We start from the raw sequence: 18108 nt of genomic DNA on the forward strand, positions 1-18108 counted from the left end.
CGGGCCGCTGCTATTGCCCGCCGCATCCTGGGCCACCGCGTTGATCACGGTGCCATCGGGCAGCGGCGCTCCAGGGGTGAAGCTCCAGTTGCCGCTGCCATCGGCGGTGGTTTCGCCGATGGGATCGCCGTTGCCATCGGTCAGGATCACTGTTGCACCGGCTTCAGCCGTACCGCTGATGACGCTGCCATTGCTCGGATCGATCACCGGGGCCGGCGGCGCCACCGCATCCACCGTGGTGGTGGCCGGGCCGCTGGTATTGCCTGCGGGATCCTGTGCCACCGCGTTGATCACGGTGCCGTCGGGCAGCGGCGCTCCAGGGGTGAAGCTCCAGTTGCCGCTGCCATCGGCGATAGCCTGCCCGATCGGGTTGCCACTGCCATCGGTGAGGATCACCGTGGCGCCGGCTTCAGCGGTGCCGCTGATGACGCTGCCATTGCTCGGGTCGATCACCGGGGCCGGCGGCGCCACGGCGTCCACCGTGGTGGTGGCCGGGCCGCTGGTATTGCCCGCCGCATCCTGCGCCACCGCGTTGATCACGGTGCCATCGGGCAGCGGCGCTCCAGGGGTGAAGCTCCAGTTGCCGCTGCCATCGGCGATGGTTTCGCCGATGGGATCGCCGTTGCCATCGGTCAGGATCACTGTTGCACCGGCTTCAGCGGTGCCAGTGATGACGCTGCCGTTGCTCGGATCGATCACCGGGGCCGGCGGCGCCACCGCATCCACCGTGGTGGTGGCCGGGCCGCTGGTATTGCCTGCGGGATCCTGTGCCACCGCGTTGATCACGGTGCCATCGGGCAGCGGCGCTCCAGGGGTGAAGCTCCAGTTGCCACTGCCATCGGCGATAGCTTGCCCGATCGGATCGCCATTGCCATCGGTGAGGATCACCGTGGCGCCGGCTTCAGCCGTACCGCTGATGACGCTGCCATTGCTCGGATCGATCACCGGGGCCGGCGGCGCCACCGCATCCACCGTGGTGGTGACCGGGCCGCTGTTGTTGCCGGCCGCATCCTGCGCGATGGCATTGATCACGGTGCCGTCGGGCAGCGGCGTAGCCGGGGTGAAGCTCCAGTTGCCACTGCCATCGGCGATGGCTTCGCCGATGGGATCACCGTTGCCGTCGGTCAGGATCACCTTCACGCCGGGCTCGACGGTGCCGGTGATCACCGTGCCGTTGCTGGCATCGAGCGTCGGCGCCGAGGGCGCGACCGCATCGACGGTCGTGCTGACCGGGCTGCTGTTGTTGCCGGCCGCGTCGCGCGCCAGTGCATTGATGACGGTGCCATCGGGCAGAGGCGTGCCGGGCGTGAACGACCAGTTGCCACTGCCATCGGCGATGGTCTGCCCAATCGGAATACCGTTGCCGTCAGTGAGGATCACTGTCGCACCGGCTTCGGCGGTGCCGCTGATGACGCTGCCATTGCTCGCGTCGATCGTCGGTGCCGGCGGCGCGACCGAATCGACCGTGGTACTGGCCGGGCCGCTGCCGTTGCCCGCCGCATCCTGTGCCACCGCAGTGATCACCGTGCCATTCGGCAACGGTGTAGCCGGCGTGTAGCTCCAGTTGCCGGCGCCATCGGCGGTGGTCTGGCCGATCGGGTTGCCGCTGCCATCGGTCAGGATCACTGTGGCACCGGCTTCGGCTGTACCGCTCACCACACTGCCGTTGCTCGGGTCGAGCACCGGCGCCGGCGGCGCCACCGTATCCACGGTGGTCGTGGCCGGGCCACTCGCGTTGCCTGCCGCATCCTGGGCCACCGCCGTGATCACGGTGCCATCGGGCAGCGGCGTGGCGGGCGTGAACGACCAGTTGCCACTGCCATCGGCGGTGGTCTGCCCGATCGGATCGCCATTGCCATCGGTCAGGACCACCGTCGCGCCGGCTTCGGCGGTACCGCTGATCACCGCACCGTTGCTGGCGTTGATCACCGGTGCCGGCGGCGCCACCGCATCGACGGTGGTACTGGCGGGGCCGCTGCTGTTGCCGGCCGGGTCCGTCGCGATGGCGTTGACCACCGTGCCATCGGGCAATGGCGTGGCCGGAGTGAAGCTCCAGTTGCCACTGCCATCGGCCGTGGTCTGCCCGATCGGGTTGCCGCTGCCATCGGTGAGGATCACCGTGGCACCCGCTTCTGCCGTACCGCTTACCACACTGCCGTTGCTCGGGTCGATCACCGGCGCCGGCGGTGCCACCGCGTCCACCGTGGTGCTTGCCGGGCCACTGGTGTTGCCCGCCGCATCCTGGGCGACCGCGGTGATCACCGTGCCGTCCGGCAGCGCTGTGGCGGGGGTGAAGCTCCAGTTGCCGCTGCCATCGGCCGTGGTCTGCCCGATCGGGTTGCCGTTGCCATCGGTGAGAATCACTATCGCACCGGCTTCGGCGGTGCCGCTGATCACCACGCCGTTGCTGGCGTTGATCACCGGTGCCGGCGGTGCCAACGCATCCACGGTGATGCTGGCCGGGCCACTGCTGTTGCCGGCCGGGTCCGTCGCGATGGCGTTGACCACCGTGCCGTCGGGCAATGGCGTGGCCGGGGTGAAGCTCCAGTTACCGCTGCCATCGGCCGTGGTCTGCCCGATCGGAGTGCCGCTGCCGTCGGTCAGCACGATGACCGCATTGGCTTCCGCAGTGCCACTGATCTCGACCCCATTGCTGGGATCGATCACGGGCGCCGGCGGCGCAACGCCATCGATGGTGATCGCCGCCGGCGCACTGTCGACACCCGAAGGACTGCGCGCGATCACGTTGACCACGGTCCCATCGGGCAGCGGTACGCCCGGGGTGAACGACCAGTTGCCACTGCCGTCAGCCGTGACCTGGCCGATCGGGTTGCCGCTGCCATCGGTGATGATGACCGTATTGCCCGGATCTGCAGTACCGCTGATCACCGAACCGTTGCTGGGATCGATCAGCGGAATCGAGGGCAACGAGCTGTCGACGGTGGTGCTTGCCGGTGCGCTGGTGTTGCCTGCGGCATCGGTCGCGGTGACGTTGACCACCGTGCCATCGGGCAGCGGCGTGGCGGGGCTGAAGCTCCAGTTGCCACTGCCATCGACAGTGGCCTGCCCGATCGGATTGCCGTCGCCGTCGGTCAGCGTCACGGTGCTGTTCGGTTCGGCGGTACCGGTGAGGACGTTGCCATTGCTGGCATTGACGACCGGCGTTGGCGGCGCCACCGCATCGACCGTGGTGCTGCCCTGCGGGCCGGTGTTGCCGGCCGCATCCTGCGCGACCGCGTTGACCACCGTGCCGTCAGGCAGTGCCGTGGCCGGGGTGAAGCTCCAGTTGCCACTGCCGTCGGCGGTGGTCTGCCCGATCGGGTTGCCACTGCCATCGGTGAGGATCACCGTTGCGCCGGCCTCGGCGGTGCCGGTGATCGTCGTGCCATTGCTCGGGTCGACCACAGGGGCCGGCGGCGGCAGCGCATCGACGGTGATGGCCGCCTGCGGGCCGGTATTGCCGGTGGCATCGGTGGCGGTCGCCACGATCACCGTCCCGTCCGGCAGCGGCGTGCCGGGAGTGAAGCTCCAGTTGCCACTGCCGTCGGCGGTGACCTGGCCAATCGGATTGCCGCTGCCGTCGGTCAGGATGACCGTGCTGCCAGCTTCGGCAGTACCACTGACGGTGGTGCCGTTGCTGGGATCGATGACCGGCGCCGGCGGCGCACTGGCATCGACAGGGACGGTGGACGGCGGACTGGTATTGCCTGCCGCGTCCACCGCCACGGCCGTGACGACGGTGCCATCGGGCAGCGGGGTGGCCGGCGTGTAGCTCCAGTTGCCGCTGCCATCGACGGTGACCTCCGCGATCAGACCACCGTTGCCATCAGTGAGGATGATCGTGCTGTTGGGCTCGGCGGTACCGCTGACCGTGTTGCCGTTGCTGGGATTCAGCACCGGCGTCGCCGGTGGCAGCGCGTCCACGGTGATGCTGGTCGCGCCGCTGGTATTGCCAGAGGCATCGGTGGCGGTCGCGCTGACGACGCTGCCATCGGGCAGCGGCGTAGCGAGCGGGAACGACCAGTTGCCGTTGCTGTCGACCGGGGCCTGACCGAAGGGATTACCGCTGCCATCGATCAACGTGACGACACTGCCCGGCTCGGCCGTGCCAGTGAGCGTGATGCCATTGCTCGGGTTGACCACGGGTGCGGCAGGTGCGACGGCATCGACCGTGATCGACGAAGGCGCACTGGTGTTGCCGGTGGCATCGGTGGCCGTGGCGTTGATCACGGTGCCATCAGGAAGCGGCGTCGCCGGAGTGAAGGTCCAGTCGCCAAAGCCATCGGCGGTGACCTGCGCAATGAGATTGCCATTGCCGTCGGTGAGCGTCACCGTGCTTCCCGGCTCGGCGGTGCCTACGATCAGGGTGCCATTGCTGACGTCGAGCACGGGCGCCGACGGCGCCTGCGAGTCGATGGTGACGCTGCTGCCGACGCTGGCGTTGCCGGAGCCATCCACTGCCACGGCGTTGACCACCGTCCCATTGGGCAGCGGCGTGGCGGGCGTGTAGCTCCAGTTGCCGCTTCCATCCACCGTTACGCTGGCAATCGGATCACCATTGCCATCGGTGAGGATCACCCTGCTGCCAGGCTCGGCGGTGCCAGTGACTGCGCTGCCGTTGCTCAGGTTCAGCACAGGCGCGGCCGGTGGCACCGCATCCACCGTGGTGCCGCCCTGCCCGCCGGTGTTGCCTGCCGCGTCGGTGGCGGTGGCATTGATCACGGTACCGTCCGGCAGTGGCGTGGCCGGGGTGAAGCTCCAGTTGCCGTTGCCGTCAGTGGTGGTCTGGCCTATCGCAGTGCCGCTGCCGTCAGTCAGCGTCACGGTACTGCCGGGCTCGGCCGTACCGCTGATACTCGTGCCGTTGCTGGGAAGGACGACCGGGGCGGCCGGAGCGACCGCGTCAACGATGATGCTGGCGCCGGGGCCGGTGTTGCCGGTGGCGTCCGTGGCACTGGCATTGACCACGGTGCCGTTCGGAAGCGGCGTGGCCGGGGTGAAGCTCCAGTCACCGTTGCCGTCGGCGGTGACCTGCCCGATCGGATTACCGTTGCCATCGGTCAAGGTGACCGTGCTGCCGGGCTCGGCGGTTCCGCTGAGCGTGGTGCCGTTGCTGGCCTCGAGTATGGGCGCGGCAGGCGGCTGCGAATCCACGGTGACCGTTGCCGGCGGGCTGCTGTTGCCTGAGGCATCCTGGGCAACCACCGTGACCACCGTGCCATCGGGCAGCGGCGTGCCGGGGGTATAGCTCCAGTTGCCGCTGCCATCGACGGCGACTTCCGCAATCGGATTGCCGTTGCCGTCGGTCAGCACCACCGTGCTTCCGGGCTCGGCGGTGCCCGTGAGCGTGCCGCCATTGCTGGGCTCCACGGTAGGCGTGGACGGCGCGACCGCATCGACCGTGATGCTTCCCTGGCCGCTGGTGTTGCCGGCCGGATCGGTTGCGGTGGCATTCACCACCGTGCCGTCCGGCAACGGCGTGCCCGGGGTGAAACTCCAGTGGCCATCGCCATCGGCGGTGACCTGGCCGATCGGGTTGCCATTGCCGTCGGTGAGGGTCACCGTGCTGCCGGCCTCGGCGGTACCGCTGATCGTCGTGCCGTTGCTTGGATCGATGACCGGTGCGGCAGGCGCAACGCCATCGATGGTGATCGACGTGGCGGGGCTGGTATTGCCGGCCGCATTCTGGGCCACGGCAGTGACCACGGTTCCATCAGCAAGCGCCGCAGGCGGCGTGAAGCTCCAGTTGCCGCTCGCATCCGCTACCGTCTGGCCGATCGGATTGCCATCGCCATCCGTAAGCAGGATGGTCAGGCCCGCGCCCGCCGTTCCGGAAATCACACTGCCATTGCTGGCATTCACCAGCGGCGCGTCGGGATAGTCGGGCGCCTGCACCGTGACCGGCGGACTGCTGTTGCCGGCCGGATCGGTCACTACCACGCTGATCGTCTCGCCTTGGGTCAGCGGTGGATCCAGTGGCACCGTGAACTGGCCGTCGCCGCCAATCACCACGGTGGCATCGGGCTGGCCATCGCCATCGGTATCCACGCCCACCGTTGCTCCCGGCTCACCGCTGCCGCTGATGCTGCTGCCGTCGTCAGCCACCACCACGTTGCTGGCCGCTGCAGGCGGTGTCGTATCGGGGGCCGTCGCCTGCCCCGGTCCGCTCACGTTGCCGGCGGCATCGACCAGCGTCACGCTGACGCTCTCGCCGTTGGTCAACGGCGGCGACAGGGTGACACTGAATCGCCCATCGGCGCCCACCGTTCCGGTCGCATCAGGCTGCCCGTCACCATTGGTATCGACGCGCACCGTGGCACCGACTTCACCGCTGCCGGTAAGCGTCCGGCCGTCTGCACTGAATGCCAGCCCGGTGGGTGCGGCCGGCGGCGTGGTATCGGGTACCGGGGGATTCTGCGGTGGATTCGGCGATCCGCCACCGCCACCGCCGCCGCTGTCGGCCAACGCCACCGCTGCGCCGACCGCGGCCAGCCCGCCCAGCACCATCGCGCCGCTGATGCCACTGCCTGCGCCCGCGCCCGCTGCAGTCAGCGACTCGAACCCAGCCAGCGTCTCCTGCGGCAGATAGCTGGCCGCCAACGGCCCATCGCTGGCCACCGCCGGCAGATCGACGGCCACGAGCTTCTTGTCATCCACCAGGAACAGATGGCTGGGCGATTGTCCTTCAGCATAGAAGTTGACGATGCGGACGTTCTCGCCGGTCTTCAGCTGCACCACGAGATCCTGGCCGTCCTTCACGTAGCCGGCGACCTGGTCTGGATCGATGTCCAGTGCGACGTTGCTGCTCTGCTGCAGCGTCACGACATCATTGAGGACGGTGGTGGCGGCGGTATCGGAGCTGATCGATTCGCTTGCCGGGACAACCTTGACGCGGATGGCCATGGGACATTCCTCTCTACAGGCGCACCGCCATGCGCACAACGACGTCACGCACAGCGATCACGCTGGCACGGCGGCACGGAATGGATATGTTTTCGCGCGAAGCCACCGCCAACGGGCAAAACGCCTGCTGCCGGATACGTGCTTCGGAATCTTCAGGCGACCGGATGCAGCGATGCGACGCGCCCGGTCGTGGTGCGATGCAGCGCTACAGCGTGGGCGCGAGATGCAGATGCATGAACGACAATCCTCTTGTCTGGAATCGCCGACGCGCGTTCAGCGACGCGGTCAGGGCCGTCGGACGTCGGCCATTGCTCCCCGTCCGCTGCGGGAGGGTATACACCGCGTCGAAGTGAACGTTCCATGCAGATCGCGTGCATGCGGCCTTCATCGCGCAGGTCGTTGAAAGCTCTGTGACGCAGTTGGCACGTCATTACGCTGGAACACCCGTTTTCAGTGGGAAAAAATGCGATCCCAATTGACGCTTCAGGCTCGTTTTGCGCAGCGCAAAACGAACGAAGGAACGGTCGGGAGTGCCCGCAGCAACGCGTGGCGACTCCCCCGTTCCCCTCATCACTAAAACGATGACTGCGTTCAGTCCGCTGATCGGGGCTTGTCTGCTTCATCGTTCCACGCGGCCACGCGCGCGCGGGTGTCGGCCAGCATCTTGTCCAGCGCTGCACGATCATGCACGTGGCCGCGCAGGATCACGCTGTCGATCTTCCCGGTCGCGGCGATGTCCTGCAGCGGATTGGCGGTGAGCAGTACCAGGTCCGCCGCCTTGCCGTCGGCCACGCTCCCGTAGCGGTCCATCTGCCCGAACCAGGCCGGGCCAGACCGCGTGGCCGCTGACAGGGCCTGGGGCGGTGTCAGCCCTTCCTGCACGAACAGCTGCAGTTCCTGGTGCAGTCCGATCCCGGGATAGTTGAACGAATTGAGGAAGCCGGCGTCGGTGCCTGCAATGATCGTCACACCCGCTTCCTGAAGCATCGGCAGCACCGCGGCCACCTGCCGGTACTGCGCATGCCGCGCCTGGATCTGTGCCGGCGTGGCCTTGGCCGCGCGCTCCACGCGCCACTGGTAGGTGGCACGCAGGCCTGGGCCGATGTAGGCCAGATAGGGATCGTGGGCATGATCGTCCTGGTCGAGGAAGTCGAGAATGCGTCCGCCGTTGAGTGTGGGCGTCACGAACACGCCTCGACGGGCGAAATCACGATACGCGCGCATCGCGGTGTCACGGTCGAAACTGGCATCCAGCTGCCGGTTGGCTTCCGCACGATCGATACGCCCGGCGCCGAAATCGGCTGCAATCCGCGCCTCATCCCTGCTGCCCGCCTTGAACGCATAGTCCAGGTGTTCGATCGACGCCAGGCCAGCATCGACCGCCTGCTCCACGGTCAGTGCCATTGGGATATGGCCCGATGCCCTGAATCCTGCCTTGCGCGCGGCGGCAGCCGAGTACAGGAACAGTTCCGGCGTCAGCGTACTGTCCGTGATCTTGACGAAGTCAACCTTGTCGCGCTGCAGGCGCGTGATCGCCTGATCGGCATCGGCGCGGCTGCCGACTTCGATCGTCCCCTTCCAGACCGGCTTGATGCCTTCGATCTTGGCGCCGGAGCTGAGCAGGCGTGGACCGAACAGTGTGCCGGCGGCGATCTCGCCACGCCACTGCAGCACCTGCTGCGGCAGATCACCCGAACAGTCGCGCACGGTGGTGATGCCATGGGCGACGTACAGCGGCAGCAGTGCCTTGTTCTCTTCGATCAGCGCAGGGCCTCCACCGAAGTGCACATGCATGTCCCACAGTCCCGGAATCAGGTACTTCCCCTGCGCATCCAGCTGCCGGTCCGCGCGCCACTGGCCCTCCAGCCCTGCGTCAGGGCCGACCGCAACAATCGTCTCGCCGCGGATCACCACGCTCTGCCCCGGCAGGGTGCGGGCGTGCTCCACATCGACCACGGTGGCATTGCGGATCAGCAGATCGGCACGTTCGGCTGCAGCAGCGGACAGCGGTGCGCAGGCGAACAGCACAGCAAGGGACAACGGGCGGAAACAGAACATGGAGAACATCCTGATGGGCACGGCCAGCGTGCGGAATGGAAGGAGCAGATATCAGCGTGTCGCGCCATGCTGGCGCAGCAGGGTTTCGATCGCGGCCTGGCCGCGCTGGCGCGCGTGAGCCAGCGGCGTCACGCCCTCGCCGTCAGCCAGCTCAGGATCGGCGCCCGCTTCGAGCAGCAGCTGCACGATCTGCGTGTGGCGCGGCCCTCCGTCGCCGAGCAGGATCGCCTCCAGCAGCGCCGTCCACTGCAGTCGATTGACGTGGTCCACTGCCACGCCCGCACGCAGCAGCATGCGCACCGTGGTGACGTGGCCACGCTCGGCGGCAGGAATCAGGGCGGTGCCGCCATAACGGTTGGTGCTGCGCAAGTCGGCACCATGGCTCAGGGTCAAGGCCAGGATCCCGTCCAGTCCGCGCGCACCGGCGTACAGATAAGCACTGTCCTGCAGCCTGTCCTTGGCGTTGACATCGGCCCCCGCCTCGATCAGCACGCGCGCCGCGTCCACGCGGTTGCCATGGGTCGCCAGCAGCAGCGCGGTGCGGCCCTGTGCGTCGCGCGCTTCCAAGGCCGCGCCATCGGCCAGTGCCTGGCGCACCGCTCCGGCATCGCCGCGGCTGGCGGCCTCCCGCAACCGCACGTCGGCCTGGCCGGACGGGTCTGCGGCACAGGCCGGAAATGCCACGGCCAGCAGGCACAGCAGAAGCGCGCGCCGTGAGGGCGCAGCCCAGCGCAGGCAGCGGTGTTGCAGGTACATGATGAACCCTCCGGAGTCAGTCGGCCGGACGTTGCCGGTGCCTTGGCCGCATGGTAGAAGTCGCCACGGCTATCCAGAAATGAAATGTTCAAATGCAAGAAAGTTCAAAATCGAATAGGTCACTGTTCGAACTGGACCTGCTGCGGGCCCTGGTGATGGTGGCCGACTGCGGCAGCTTCACCACTGCGGCCACCCGCCTGCACTCGACCCAGTCCACGGTCAGCCAGAAGGTGCGCCGTCTGGAAGAGCTGGCCGGTCATCGCCTGCTCGAGCGTGGCCATCGCGATGTGCAGCCCACCGACGCCGGCCACACGCTGCTGGGCTATGCGCGGCGCATGCTCGACCTGAACGAGGAAATGGCGCAGGCCTTGGCAGGCGCCACGGTCGAAACAGCGGTCCGCATCGGCGTGCCCGAGGACTTCGTCAACGCGCAGACCACGCGCATGCTGGCCGCTTTCAGCCGCCGCCATCCGCAGGTGAAGCTGGAGATCAGCAGCGGCCTCAGCCGCGATCTGGCCCACGGCTTCGATCATGGCGAACTGGATCTGGTCCTGGTCAAGCAGCGCCGCAACAGCCGCCAGGCCGTGCATTGCCGGCGTGAACCCATGCACTGGATCGACAGCCTGCGCAGTGGCTGCCTGCTGCAGGAGCCCCTGCCGCTGGTGACCTTCCCGCCGCGCGGACTGTACCGCGACGAAATGATCCAGGCGGTCGAAGCACTCGGCCTGCGCTGGCGCATCGCCTTCACCAGTTCATCGCTCAGCGGCATCCAGGGCGCGGTTGCCGATGGCATCGGCATCAGCCTGCTGCCGCGCCGGGCAGTGGGCCGCGGACACCGCATCATCGACGGCGAACGGAACCTGCCGGTGATCGACAACTACGAGATCGGGCTGCTGCACCGTGGCGACGCCGATGATGCCGTGCGTGCGCTGGCCAGCGAGCTGTGGCAGCAGGTGCAGCGCGAGCCGGTATGAGCCCGTTCGATGAATACCGCCGGGAACCGCCGGGAGCAGGGGCGCGGCGGGTGCGCCGTACACAGCGCTGAACGGGTACCATAGACACCTGTTTCCGCTGTGATGCCGCATGGGCCCGTCCGACCGCCACGATCGTATCCGCCGCTGGCAGGCCGCTTCACTGCTTGCCGCCGCGCCGATCGCCAGCCTGTCCGCCAGCGATGCCGTCGGCGCTCCGCCGCCGCAGGCACCGCCTGGCCAGCAGCGGATCGCCCCGGCGGCGCTGGTCGAACGGCTGCATCAGCGGGTGCTGTCCGGGCAGAGCGCCACAGCCACGCTGGAAAGCTGGTGTGCCGAACAGGGCCTGGCCCAGCAGGCCCGCGTCCGCGCGGTGCGCATCCATGGCGATGACAAGCAGGCCCCGGCCGAGGTGCTGCAGGCACTGGGCGCCGACTCCAGCGCCGCGCTGCGCTACCGCCGCGTGCAGCTGGTGTGCGGGAACCGCGTGCTGTCCGAGGCCGACAACTGGTACCTGCCCGGCCATCTCAGTGCGGCGATGAACCAGGTGCTGGACAGCACCGACGAGCCTTTCGGCCGCGTGGTCGGCCCGCTGGGCTTCCAGCGCGAGACCGAAGCCGACCAGACCTTCTGGCCCCCCCGTGGCGAGGGCGACCACGGCATCATCCTGGAAGTACGCGCCTTGCTGCGCGACCGGCAGCAGCAACCTTTCAGCTACGTCATCGAATCCTATCTGGTGCAGGCGTTGCCGTAAGCGTGATTGCGAGCGGGGGTGACGACTGTCCGTGCGTCGTGAAGGCATCAAGCGACGCCTCTCCGCTCGCCGCAGACGCGAGTCGAAGAGGCGCCCCACCTGCGCTGCTCAGTTGAAGCGGTAATCCATCTCCACCCAGAACTGGCGGCCATAGGGGTCGTAGTTGCCGACCGGATAGAACGGCCAGCCCCCCCCGTTGCGGTTCGCCGGCGGCCGGCTGTTGCGCAGGTTGTTGACGATGACACCCAGCGACAGGTTGTCGCCGAAGCTGCGGAACACGCTCGCGTTGTACGTCATGTACGGTCCGATGCGGCCGCTGCCATCGCTCTTCGGCAGCGAGCCATAGCGGTTGCCGTACACCGTCGCGGTCCAGTCACCGCGGTTCCAGGTCACGCTGCCATTGACCTTGCTGCGCCACTGCCAGTCGTCGAGGGAATTGCGGATGTCACGCACCTCGTCATCGGCGAACTGCCGGTACTCATGCTCAAGCACGACGGTGTAGGCCAGACGCGTGGTGAAGCGCCCCGCCCGCCCGGCATCGAAACGCCAGTTGCCCTTCAGATCGATGCCGCGCACGGATTCGGATGCCGCGTTGATCGGATTGATCAGCACCCGGGTGACCTGGTCCGGCTGCACCGCCGCAGTGGAAGGATTGCGGATCACGCGGGCCAGCGCGTCCTGGCACAGCGGTGAACCGATATCGCGCACTTCACCGCCCAGGGTACGGCCGAGGCGGCAATCGGCTTCGTCGCGCAGAATGCGGCTGCTGTCGAGATTGGTCACCTCGTTGTCGATGCGGATGTCGTAGTAGTCCGCACTGAAATCCAGGCTTGCCAGCGGCGACCAGACCACACCGAAGCCGTACGACTTGGCGGTTTCCGGTTGCAGCTGCGGATTGGCGCGGTTGCTGAAGTCGATGGACAGGCCGTTGAAGTCGCAGTCGTCATACGGCTGACCGGCGGTACGGCACCGCCAGTAATCGGTCATGCCCGGGTTGTAGCCGCGGGTTTCAGTGGCGAACACGTAGTTCATGTCCGGCGCACGGAAACTGGTGGCGGCCGTGCCACGGATCAACAAGGTGTCCAGCGGGCGGAACTCCACGCCGAAGCTCCACGTCGCCTTGCCGATGTGTTCGCCTGCGGCCCGGTACTGATCGTAGCGGCCCGCCAACGTGGTGGTCAGGCGCGGCAGCAGCGGCAGCTGCAGTTCGGCGCCCACCGCATAGCGATCACGCTCTCCTCCTGCACCGACGCCGGCAGTGGTGTTCCAGAACTCTCCGGTTCCCAGCCGCGGGTCCGGACGGTTGCGATACCCCTGGCTGCCGGCCTCGACCACGGCCGCCAGCGCCGCGTCTCCCCCGGGCAGTTCGAACAGGCGGCCGTTGACGCTGGCGCTGAAGGTCTGCAGCCACGCCGCATTGCGGCTCTCCTGGTAACCGGACAACTGCCCGTACTCGTCCGGCGTCAGCGGCTGGTAAAGCCGTGCCGGATCCGGCGCGTAGACCTCCACCCCGTCGCGCACGCCCAGTGTGGGGCCGAGCAGGTATTCGTTGATTCCCGCCAGCAGAACCGGCCGCCGCGTCCGGTTCTCGTAGCGCGAACGGCTGTAGACGGCCTCGTAGTCCCAGTCGCTGTCACCCAGCTGGCCGCGTACACCGACGTTGAACGACCACGATTTTTCCAGGAAGCGATTGGCGTTGCGCGGCAGGCCGCCCACTTCTTCCGGTGCGAACCGGCGATACCAGCTCTCCAGTTCACCACTGTTCTGGTTGTAGAAGTAATTGCGTGCGGACGTCCACGTCGGGGCACGGGTGTTGTTGTAGATGGTGGCGCTGCCCACGGCCAGGTCGGCGAACAGATCGGTCCGTTCGTCCAGGTGGAAGGTCAGCAGGCCATAGCCATCGAGGTTGCGCTTTTCAGTCTGCACGGTCCAGTAGCTGGCGGCGGCCTCGTTGCTGCCGCAGTAACTGCCCAGGCGCGGATTGGTGGCGCGGAACACGCTCCCGCCGTAGATCCCGGAAGCGGCATCGCAGCCGTCACTGCCCGGGTCGATGTTCCTGCCGGTGGCTGCATTGCGCCGATAGGCGATGGCCGTGGCCTGCGGGACCGTGCCACGCGGATCATCGTCCAGCGAGTCCATGAAATCGCGCTGGCGTGCGTGGATGGCCTTGCGGATTCCCAGCTCGAAGCCGAACACGCCTTCCCATCGCTCACCGGCACCACCTCCCACCACCTGCACGCGCTGGTTGTCTCCCCCGCCCTGCTCGGTACCGCCGGCACGAACGTTGATGTCCACGCCGTCGTAGCGCTCCTTGAGAATGATGTTGACCACGCCGGCGATGGCGTCGGAACCGTACACGGCCGAAGCGCCGCCGGCGAGCACTTCGATACGCTCGATGAGGGCGCTGGGAATGTTGGCCAGGTTCACCACGTTGACCGAGCCTTCGTAGGCCAGCGGGTAGTCGGACTGGCGACGACCGTTGACCAGCACCAGCGTGCGGTTCGGCCCCAACCCGCGCAGATTGATGGTGTTGGCGGCCGGGGTGAAGGTATTGCCGTAATCCTCGCCCTGCACGTTGCCGGTGTTCTCGGTCAGCGCACTCAGGGCGTCGAATGCATTGCGGTAGCCCTGCGCGTCGATCTGCTCCCGGCTGATCACGGTCACCGGCGACGGCCCTTCAACGCTGGCGCGCGGAATGCGCGAACCGGTGACCTTCACTTCCTGCAGCGATGTAGGTGCGCTTTCCTGCGCGAAGGCGGGCAACGAGGCCAGCATCAGGGACGACAGCGCGAGCACCAGCGGACGATGGCGCAGCGCCTGGGGAGAGGCGGACATGGGCTTCCTGGGGGAGTTGGACGATTGGACGGGACGCGGCGGCCTGTGCACGCATAACGATCCCGTAACGAAAGTGTCCCGAACGGACAGTTTCAGCGGAAATGACCAGGCCTGATGGGCTTATGCCGGAACCTGATAAGTGACACCGCGCGCTGACAACGTGCGTTTTACAACATTCTTGATGGTGTGGCGGCGCATGTACGGGCATCGTCAAGCCATGACGACCTGTTCCTTCGGCCCTCCGATTCCGCCGCTCCGCCCCGTGCTGCGCCAACACCTCGTGCAGCTGCAGGCGGCCCCGATCACCCTGCGCCTGTTCAACCGCGCCGATCTGCCACGCTGGCGCGCCTTCGACGATCGAAGGAGCCGCGGCATCTTCCGCCCGTCAGGCGTCGACGAGGAAGCGCGCTTCCTGGCAGGCGTCCACCGTTCGCGCCTGCAGCAGGACAACGACCAGCTGCTGCTGGGCGTGTTCGATGACCGGCACGGCATGCTGCATGATCAACTTCAGATCCAGCTGCACTCCGCCCACGCCCGATGCGCCGAGCTGCGTTCAATGCAGCACAGCCACGAGCATCCCGCGCAGGCGTTGCAGGCGCTGTGCCCCTTCCTGTTCGACCAGGTCGGACTGCATCGCGTGTTCACCCTGCTTCCGGTGGCCAGCAGCACGCCTTTCGTCGATGCACTGCGCTCGGTGGGGTTCGAGCATGAAGGCCTGCTGCGTGATCACCATCTGGATATCGATGGCTGGCAGGACCGGCAACTGCTGGCCTTGACCGCGCCGCGCTGGCGACAACAGGTCCGCCCGGACTAGCGGACCCGCTCCAGCGCCGCATCCGCCCCGGTCAGTACCGAGCACGCATGGTCCTGCAGCTCCTCACCGCTGGCCTCATTGCCGGTCGCGGGATCCAGGCGGGTCGCCAGCAGAATGAAGCCGGGGCCTCCCAGCACATTCTCGCGGCCCGCCACCACCAGGCTCCATTGGCCGACATCGGGCAGCCCGCTCAGGTCATAGGCGAGCAGGTTCAATGGATTGGCACGCAGTTCTGCTCCCGGCAGCATGCGCGCAACGTAACGATGGCCACGCAGCGGCACGGGCAACGCCGCCCACTGCATTCCGACCGCCGGGGCGTGCGTGTCCAGCGCCTGCAGCACATCGGCGCGCAGGCAGTCGATGTGGATGTGAAGCTGATGCTGGGAACGGCCGTGCGGCGAGTTCAGTGCAAGGCTTGCGACAGTGCGCGGCAGGGGGCGGCCCAGCGCCTGTTCGGTATGCCCGCGGGCCTGCCAGGCAGCCGCGAAGTAGTTCGGCGCACCGCGCTGGTACAGCACAGCGCTCTCGATGCCACTGACCTTGTCCAGTGGCATCAGCAGGAACTGGTAGTCGCCATGGGCGTCCTTGATGAGCACATCGCGGCGGGCCGCGGTCGCGTCCCGTTGCAGGCAGGCGCCACGCGGCACATCGGCACCGCGGCAATCGCGCTCGATCAGCCTCCACAGCGCATCCGACGGGACCGGAGCCGGCGGAGGCGCGCTGGCGCAGGCCGCCAGCAGCGAACAGGACAACAACAGGATCAGGCGGGTCACGGGTCTCACAATCGACGGCACGGCCAAGGGCTGCGCCGGCCAGTGTACCCTGCCCCCTCAGCCGGGCACGGCTTCTCGCGTATCCGCCGTCTCCCCGACCTTGCCGGGCGTGTACTTGGTCGCGCCGAAGTACAGCACCCGCCATTGGCTCAGGTTGCCGATGAACCAGTGCGCCACCGAGTCATGACCGTACCCGTCGAAGAAGGTCTCCACGTCCGGCGGCAGCAGGGTCGTATTGTCCCAGGATTCCAGAGTGACCCGCTCGGCCATGGTCAGCGTTCTGCCGCGCTCCCGGCGCCGTCGCAGGCTGACGATCTTGTCCAGCAGCGTGTCGTTCTCCTTCTCCAGCCCCCGGCGCTGCTTGCGTACCGCAGAGAGCTCATCGTTGCGCGCCTTCAGCTCGTCTGACACCCGGTTCCATTCGGCGGTCTTCTCCGCATTGCCCTGGTCGGCCAGATGCAGGTTGTCGTTGTCCCAGGGCGATGGCAGCTGCGACTGCCGTCGGCGCAGCGTGCGCACCTGTTCGCGCAGGGCCTCTTCGCGTGCAGCAAGCCGCTGCATCGACGGCAACTGGTCACCACGTGCCACGCGCACGCGCAGCCAGCGATACAGCAGCTCCATATGCGACGCCTGCACGTCCTCCATGCGTCCACGCTTGACCCGCACCGCCTGCAGATAGGCGTTGAACACCGCCTGCAGTTCCGGATCCTGCTTGTCGAACTCAGCCTTGACGTGCTGTTCCAGGCGACTGATCGGGTTGAGCAGCACCCCCCTGGCCTGCGCCATGTCATACATCTCGTTCAGGGCAAAGCGCGCGATGCTGTTCCGGCGCCCCTGGTGCTGGGGATCGTAGCCACCGCCCACGTCCGAGTGCACACCCGGGAACCATATTTCCACCGTGTTGGCGGGGTATTCGGCATGCTCGCGGGTGGAATCCAGGGGGAACTGGCCGCGCAGCTCATGGGCGGCGGTCATGTGCACCGACTGCTCCACGATCTCCGGTATGGTCATGCCTTCAGCCCATCCGGTATGCCCATTGCGGTAGTTCACTGCCGCCGCCGTCAGGCTGGGCCACACCGAGCACACCGTATCGAACACGCCCATGAATCCGATCCGCAGCGGAATACGCTCGCGGTACAGCCAGGTGCCATCGGCCTGGCGTCGGCAGCGCGCGGCCAGATCGCGGGCAAACGCGCGTGCCGAAGCCGCTCCGCGCGAAAAGCCCAGTACCGACACGCTGACCACCAGGATGCGCATCGGCTCGGGCTGGCTGTCTATCAGCTCGTCCAGCGACTGCAGCGCGAAGTCGATGCGCTCGCGCCCGCCCTTGCCGATGGACAGCCCCAGCAGCCCCCCCTTATCACCGACCTCCGGGCACGGTGTTCCTACGCCGGACAGGTACTGCCGTTTTATGTTCCGTGTGTCGTCCCTGTGCGCGATGAACAAGCGGGCGATGTTCGACAATGCGCGCTCATTCTGGGCCTTGTTCAGCTCCTCATCGCGATTGTTGCCGGTGCCATCGAAGAATACGGCCAGGTGCAGGCTCTGCGTGCATCCCGTAGTGGCCGCTTCCTTGTCGGGCACGGTGCCACACATCGCCTCCTGGCGACGGCGGCGCTCGGCATCGCTCAGCGGACGTGTGCCGCGGGCCAGTCGCGCAGTGCGTGCCGTGCCCTCAGCCTGGGCGACCGGATCCGGGGTGCCCGGTTCAAGATCCACCTGCCCGGGAATCGCGGTCGGATCAATACTGGTCATGGTCCTTGTGCTCCTTCGGCACTGGCATGCGCCGTACGTCCCACTTGTTCACGCCCTTGTCCAGCAGCTCGGCCTCGACATGGCCGTCCGCATAGAAGTGCAGCAGCAAGGTGGCCGGGTTGGGCGGATAGGGCGTCTTCAGCGGTACCACGGCTTCACGCGGCACGCGGTGCCCTTCATCCAGATAGCGGTTGGTGGCCAGATCGTATCGGTTGGCCTCGATCCAGCGCACGCGCACGCTGTGCGGCCCCTTGCCTCGGGGCGCACGCGGGGCCATGCCGGAGCCACCGTTGGTGTATCCACCGATTCCGCCCAGAAACTGCCCATCCACCCTTACATCGTCGAGGTAATACGGGCTGTAGTTGAACGCGAACAACGACATGATCGGCGTCTTGCCGCGCGCCATCGCCCGGCTGCAGCCGACGCCCACCACCAGCAGCGCGATCACCGCCAGCGCGCTCCACCACAGGTACTTGTTGCCCATCATTC

General features: G+C 67.3%; 10 protein-coding genes. 3 read left to right on the top strand and 7 right to left on the bottom strand.

Going from position 1 to position 18108, the window contains the following annotated elements; translation table 11 throughout:
* The 3 genes from AC5P5M_RS00005 to AC5P5M_RS00015 form a co-directional block, all read right to left on the bottom strand.
* Positions 1–6903: Ig-like domain-containing protein (locus AC5P5M_RS00005; protein ID WP_495205429.1), on the bottom strand; the 6903-nt coding region annotated here is incomplete at its 3' end.
* A gap of 591 nt (positions 6904–7494) precedes the next feature.
* Complete coding sequence (locus AC5P5M_RS00010) at positions 7495–8961, bottom strand: amidohydrolase family protein (RefSeq protein WP_495205430.1); 1467 nt, start codon at positions 8959–8961, stop codon at positions 7495–7497.
* 51 nt (positions 8962–9012) lie between these two features.
* Positions 9013–9717: an ankyrin repeat domain-containing protein gene (locus tag AC5P5M_RS00015; RefSeq protein ID WP_053518367.1), complete on the bottom strand. Its 705-nt coding sequence runs from the start codon at positions 9715–9717 to the stop codon at positions 9013–9015.
* A 92-nt stretch (positions 9718–9809) separates the two neighbouring features.
* Between AC5P5M_RS00015 and AC5P5M_RS00020 the strand changes: the two genes are divergently transcribed.
* On the top strand, positions 9810–10691 hold the full coding sequence (locus tag AC5P5M_RS00020) for a LysR substrate-binding domain-containing protein (RefSeq protein ID WP_053518369.1): 882 nt from the start codon (positions 9810–9812) through the stop codon (positions 10689–10691).
* A 109-nt stretch (positions 10692–10800) separates the two neighbouring features.
* Positions 10801–11442: a hypothetical protein gene (locus AC5P5M_RS00025; protein ID WP_495205431.1), complete on the top strand. Its 642-nt coding sequence runs from the start codon at positions 10801–10803 to the stop codon at positions 11440–11442.
* Between the two features lie 108 nt (positions 11443–11550).
* On the opposite strand, the gene AC5P5M_RS00030 is transcribed toward AC5P5M_RS00025, so the two are convergent.
* Positions 11551–14277 (bottom strand): TonB-dependent receptor plug domain-containing protein, encoded by a 2727-nt coding sequence (locus AC5P5M_RS00030; RefSeq protein ID WP_495205432.1) that lies wholly within the window; start codon positions 14275–14277, stop codon positions 11551–11553.
* 262 nt (positions 14278–14539) lie between these two features.
* Between AC5P5M_RS00030 and AC5P5M_RS00035 the strand changes: the two genes are divergently transcribed.
* Positions 14540–15091: a GNAT family N-acetyltransferase gene (locus AC5P5M_RS00035; RefSeq protein ID WP_309250431.1), complete on the top strand. Its 552-nt coding sequence runs from the start codon at positions 14540–14542 to the stop codon at positions 15089–15091.
* Here the strand turns inward: AC5P5M_RS00035 and AC5P5M_RS00040 are convergent.
* The 3 genes from AC5P5M_RS00040 to AC5P5M_RS00050 are packed head-to-tail and all read right to left on the bottom strand — an operon-like array spanning position 15088 to position 18106.
* The gene (locus AC5P5M_RS00040) at positions 15088–15864 is read right to left on the bottom strand and encodes a CDP-diacylglycerol diphosphatase (protein ID WP_053518376.1); all 777 of its coding nucleotides are present in this window, start codon (positions 15862–15864) and stop codon (positions 15088–15090) included. The two genes, AC5P5M_RS00035 and AC5P5M_RS00040, sit on opposite strands and share 4 nt — an antisense overlap.
* 57 nt (positions 15865–15921) lie before the next feature.
* Complete coding sequence (locus tag AC5P5M_RS00045) at positions 15922–17619, bottom strand: T6SS phospholipase effector Tle1-like catalytic domain-containing protein (protein ID WP_495205433.1); 1698 nt, start codon at positions 17617–17619, stop codon at positions 15922–15924.
* A complete protein-coding gene (locus AC5P5M_RS00050) occupies positions 17606–18106 on the bottom strand; it encodes a DUF3304 domain-containing protein (RefSeq protein ID WP_111185948.1) in 501 nt (166 codons plus the stop codon). Before AC5P5M_RS00050 ends, AC5P5M_RS00045 begins: the two co-directional genes overlap by 14 nt.
* Positions 18107–18108: the final 2 nt, after the last annotated feature.

Source organism: Stenotrophomonas sp. YJH_SMC_106-19, assembly GCF_059368375.1.

Bases quoted from the DNA above. Each gene is read 5' to 3' on its own strand.
- AC5P5M_RS00030 (WP_495205432.1), bottom strand. From the start codon at position 14,277: ATGTCCGCCTCTCCCCAGGCGCTGCGCCATCGTCCGCTGGTGCTCGCG.
- AC5P5M_RS00020 (WP_053518369.1), top strand. From the start codon at position 9,810: ATGCAAGAAAGTTCAAAATCGAATAGGTCACTGTTCGAACTGGACCTG.
- AC5P5M_RS00050 (WP_111185948.1), bottom strand. From the start codon at position 18,106: ATGATGGGCAACAAGTACCTGTGGTGGAGCGCGCTGGCGGTGATCGCG.
- AC5P5M_RS00015 (WP_053518367.1), bottom strand. From the start codon at position 9,717: ATGTACCTGCAACACCGCTGCCTGCGCTGGGCTGCGCCCTCACGGCGC.
- AC5P5M_RS00010 (WP_495205430.1), bottom strand. From the start codon at position 8,961: ATGTTCTGTTTCCGCCCGTTGTCCCTTGCTGTGCTGTTCGCCTGCGCA.
- AC5P5M_RS00045 (WP_495205433.1), bottom strand. From the start codon at position 17,619: ATGACCAGTATTGATCCGACCGCGATTCCCGGGCAGGTGGATCTTGAA.
- AC5P5M_RS00025 (WP_495205431.1), top strand. From the start codon at position 10,801: ATGGGCCCGTCCGACCGCCACGATCGTATCCGCCGCTGGCAGGCCGCT.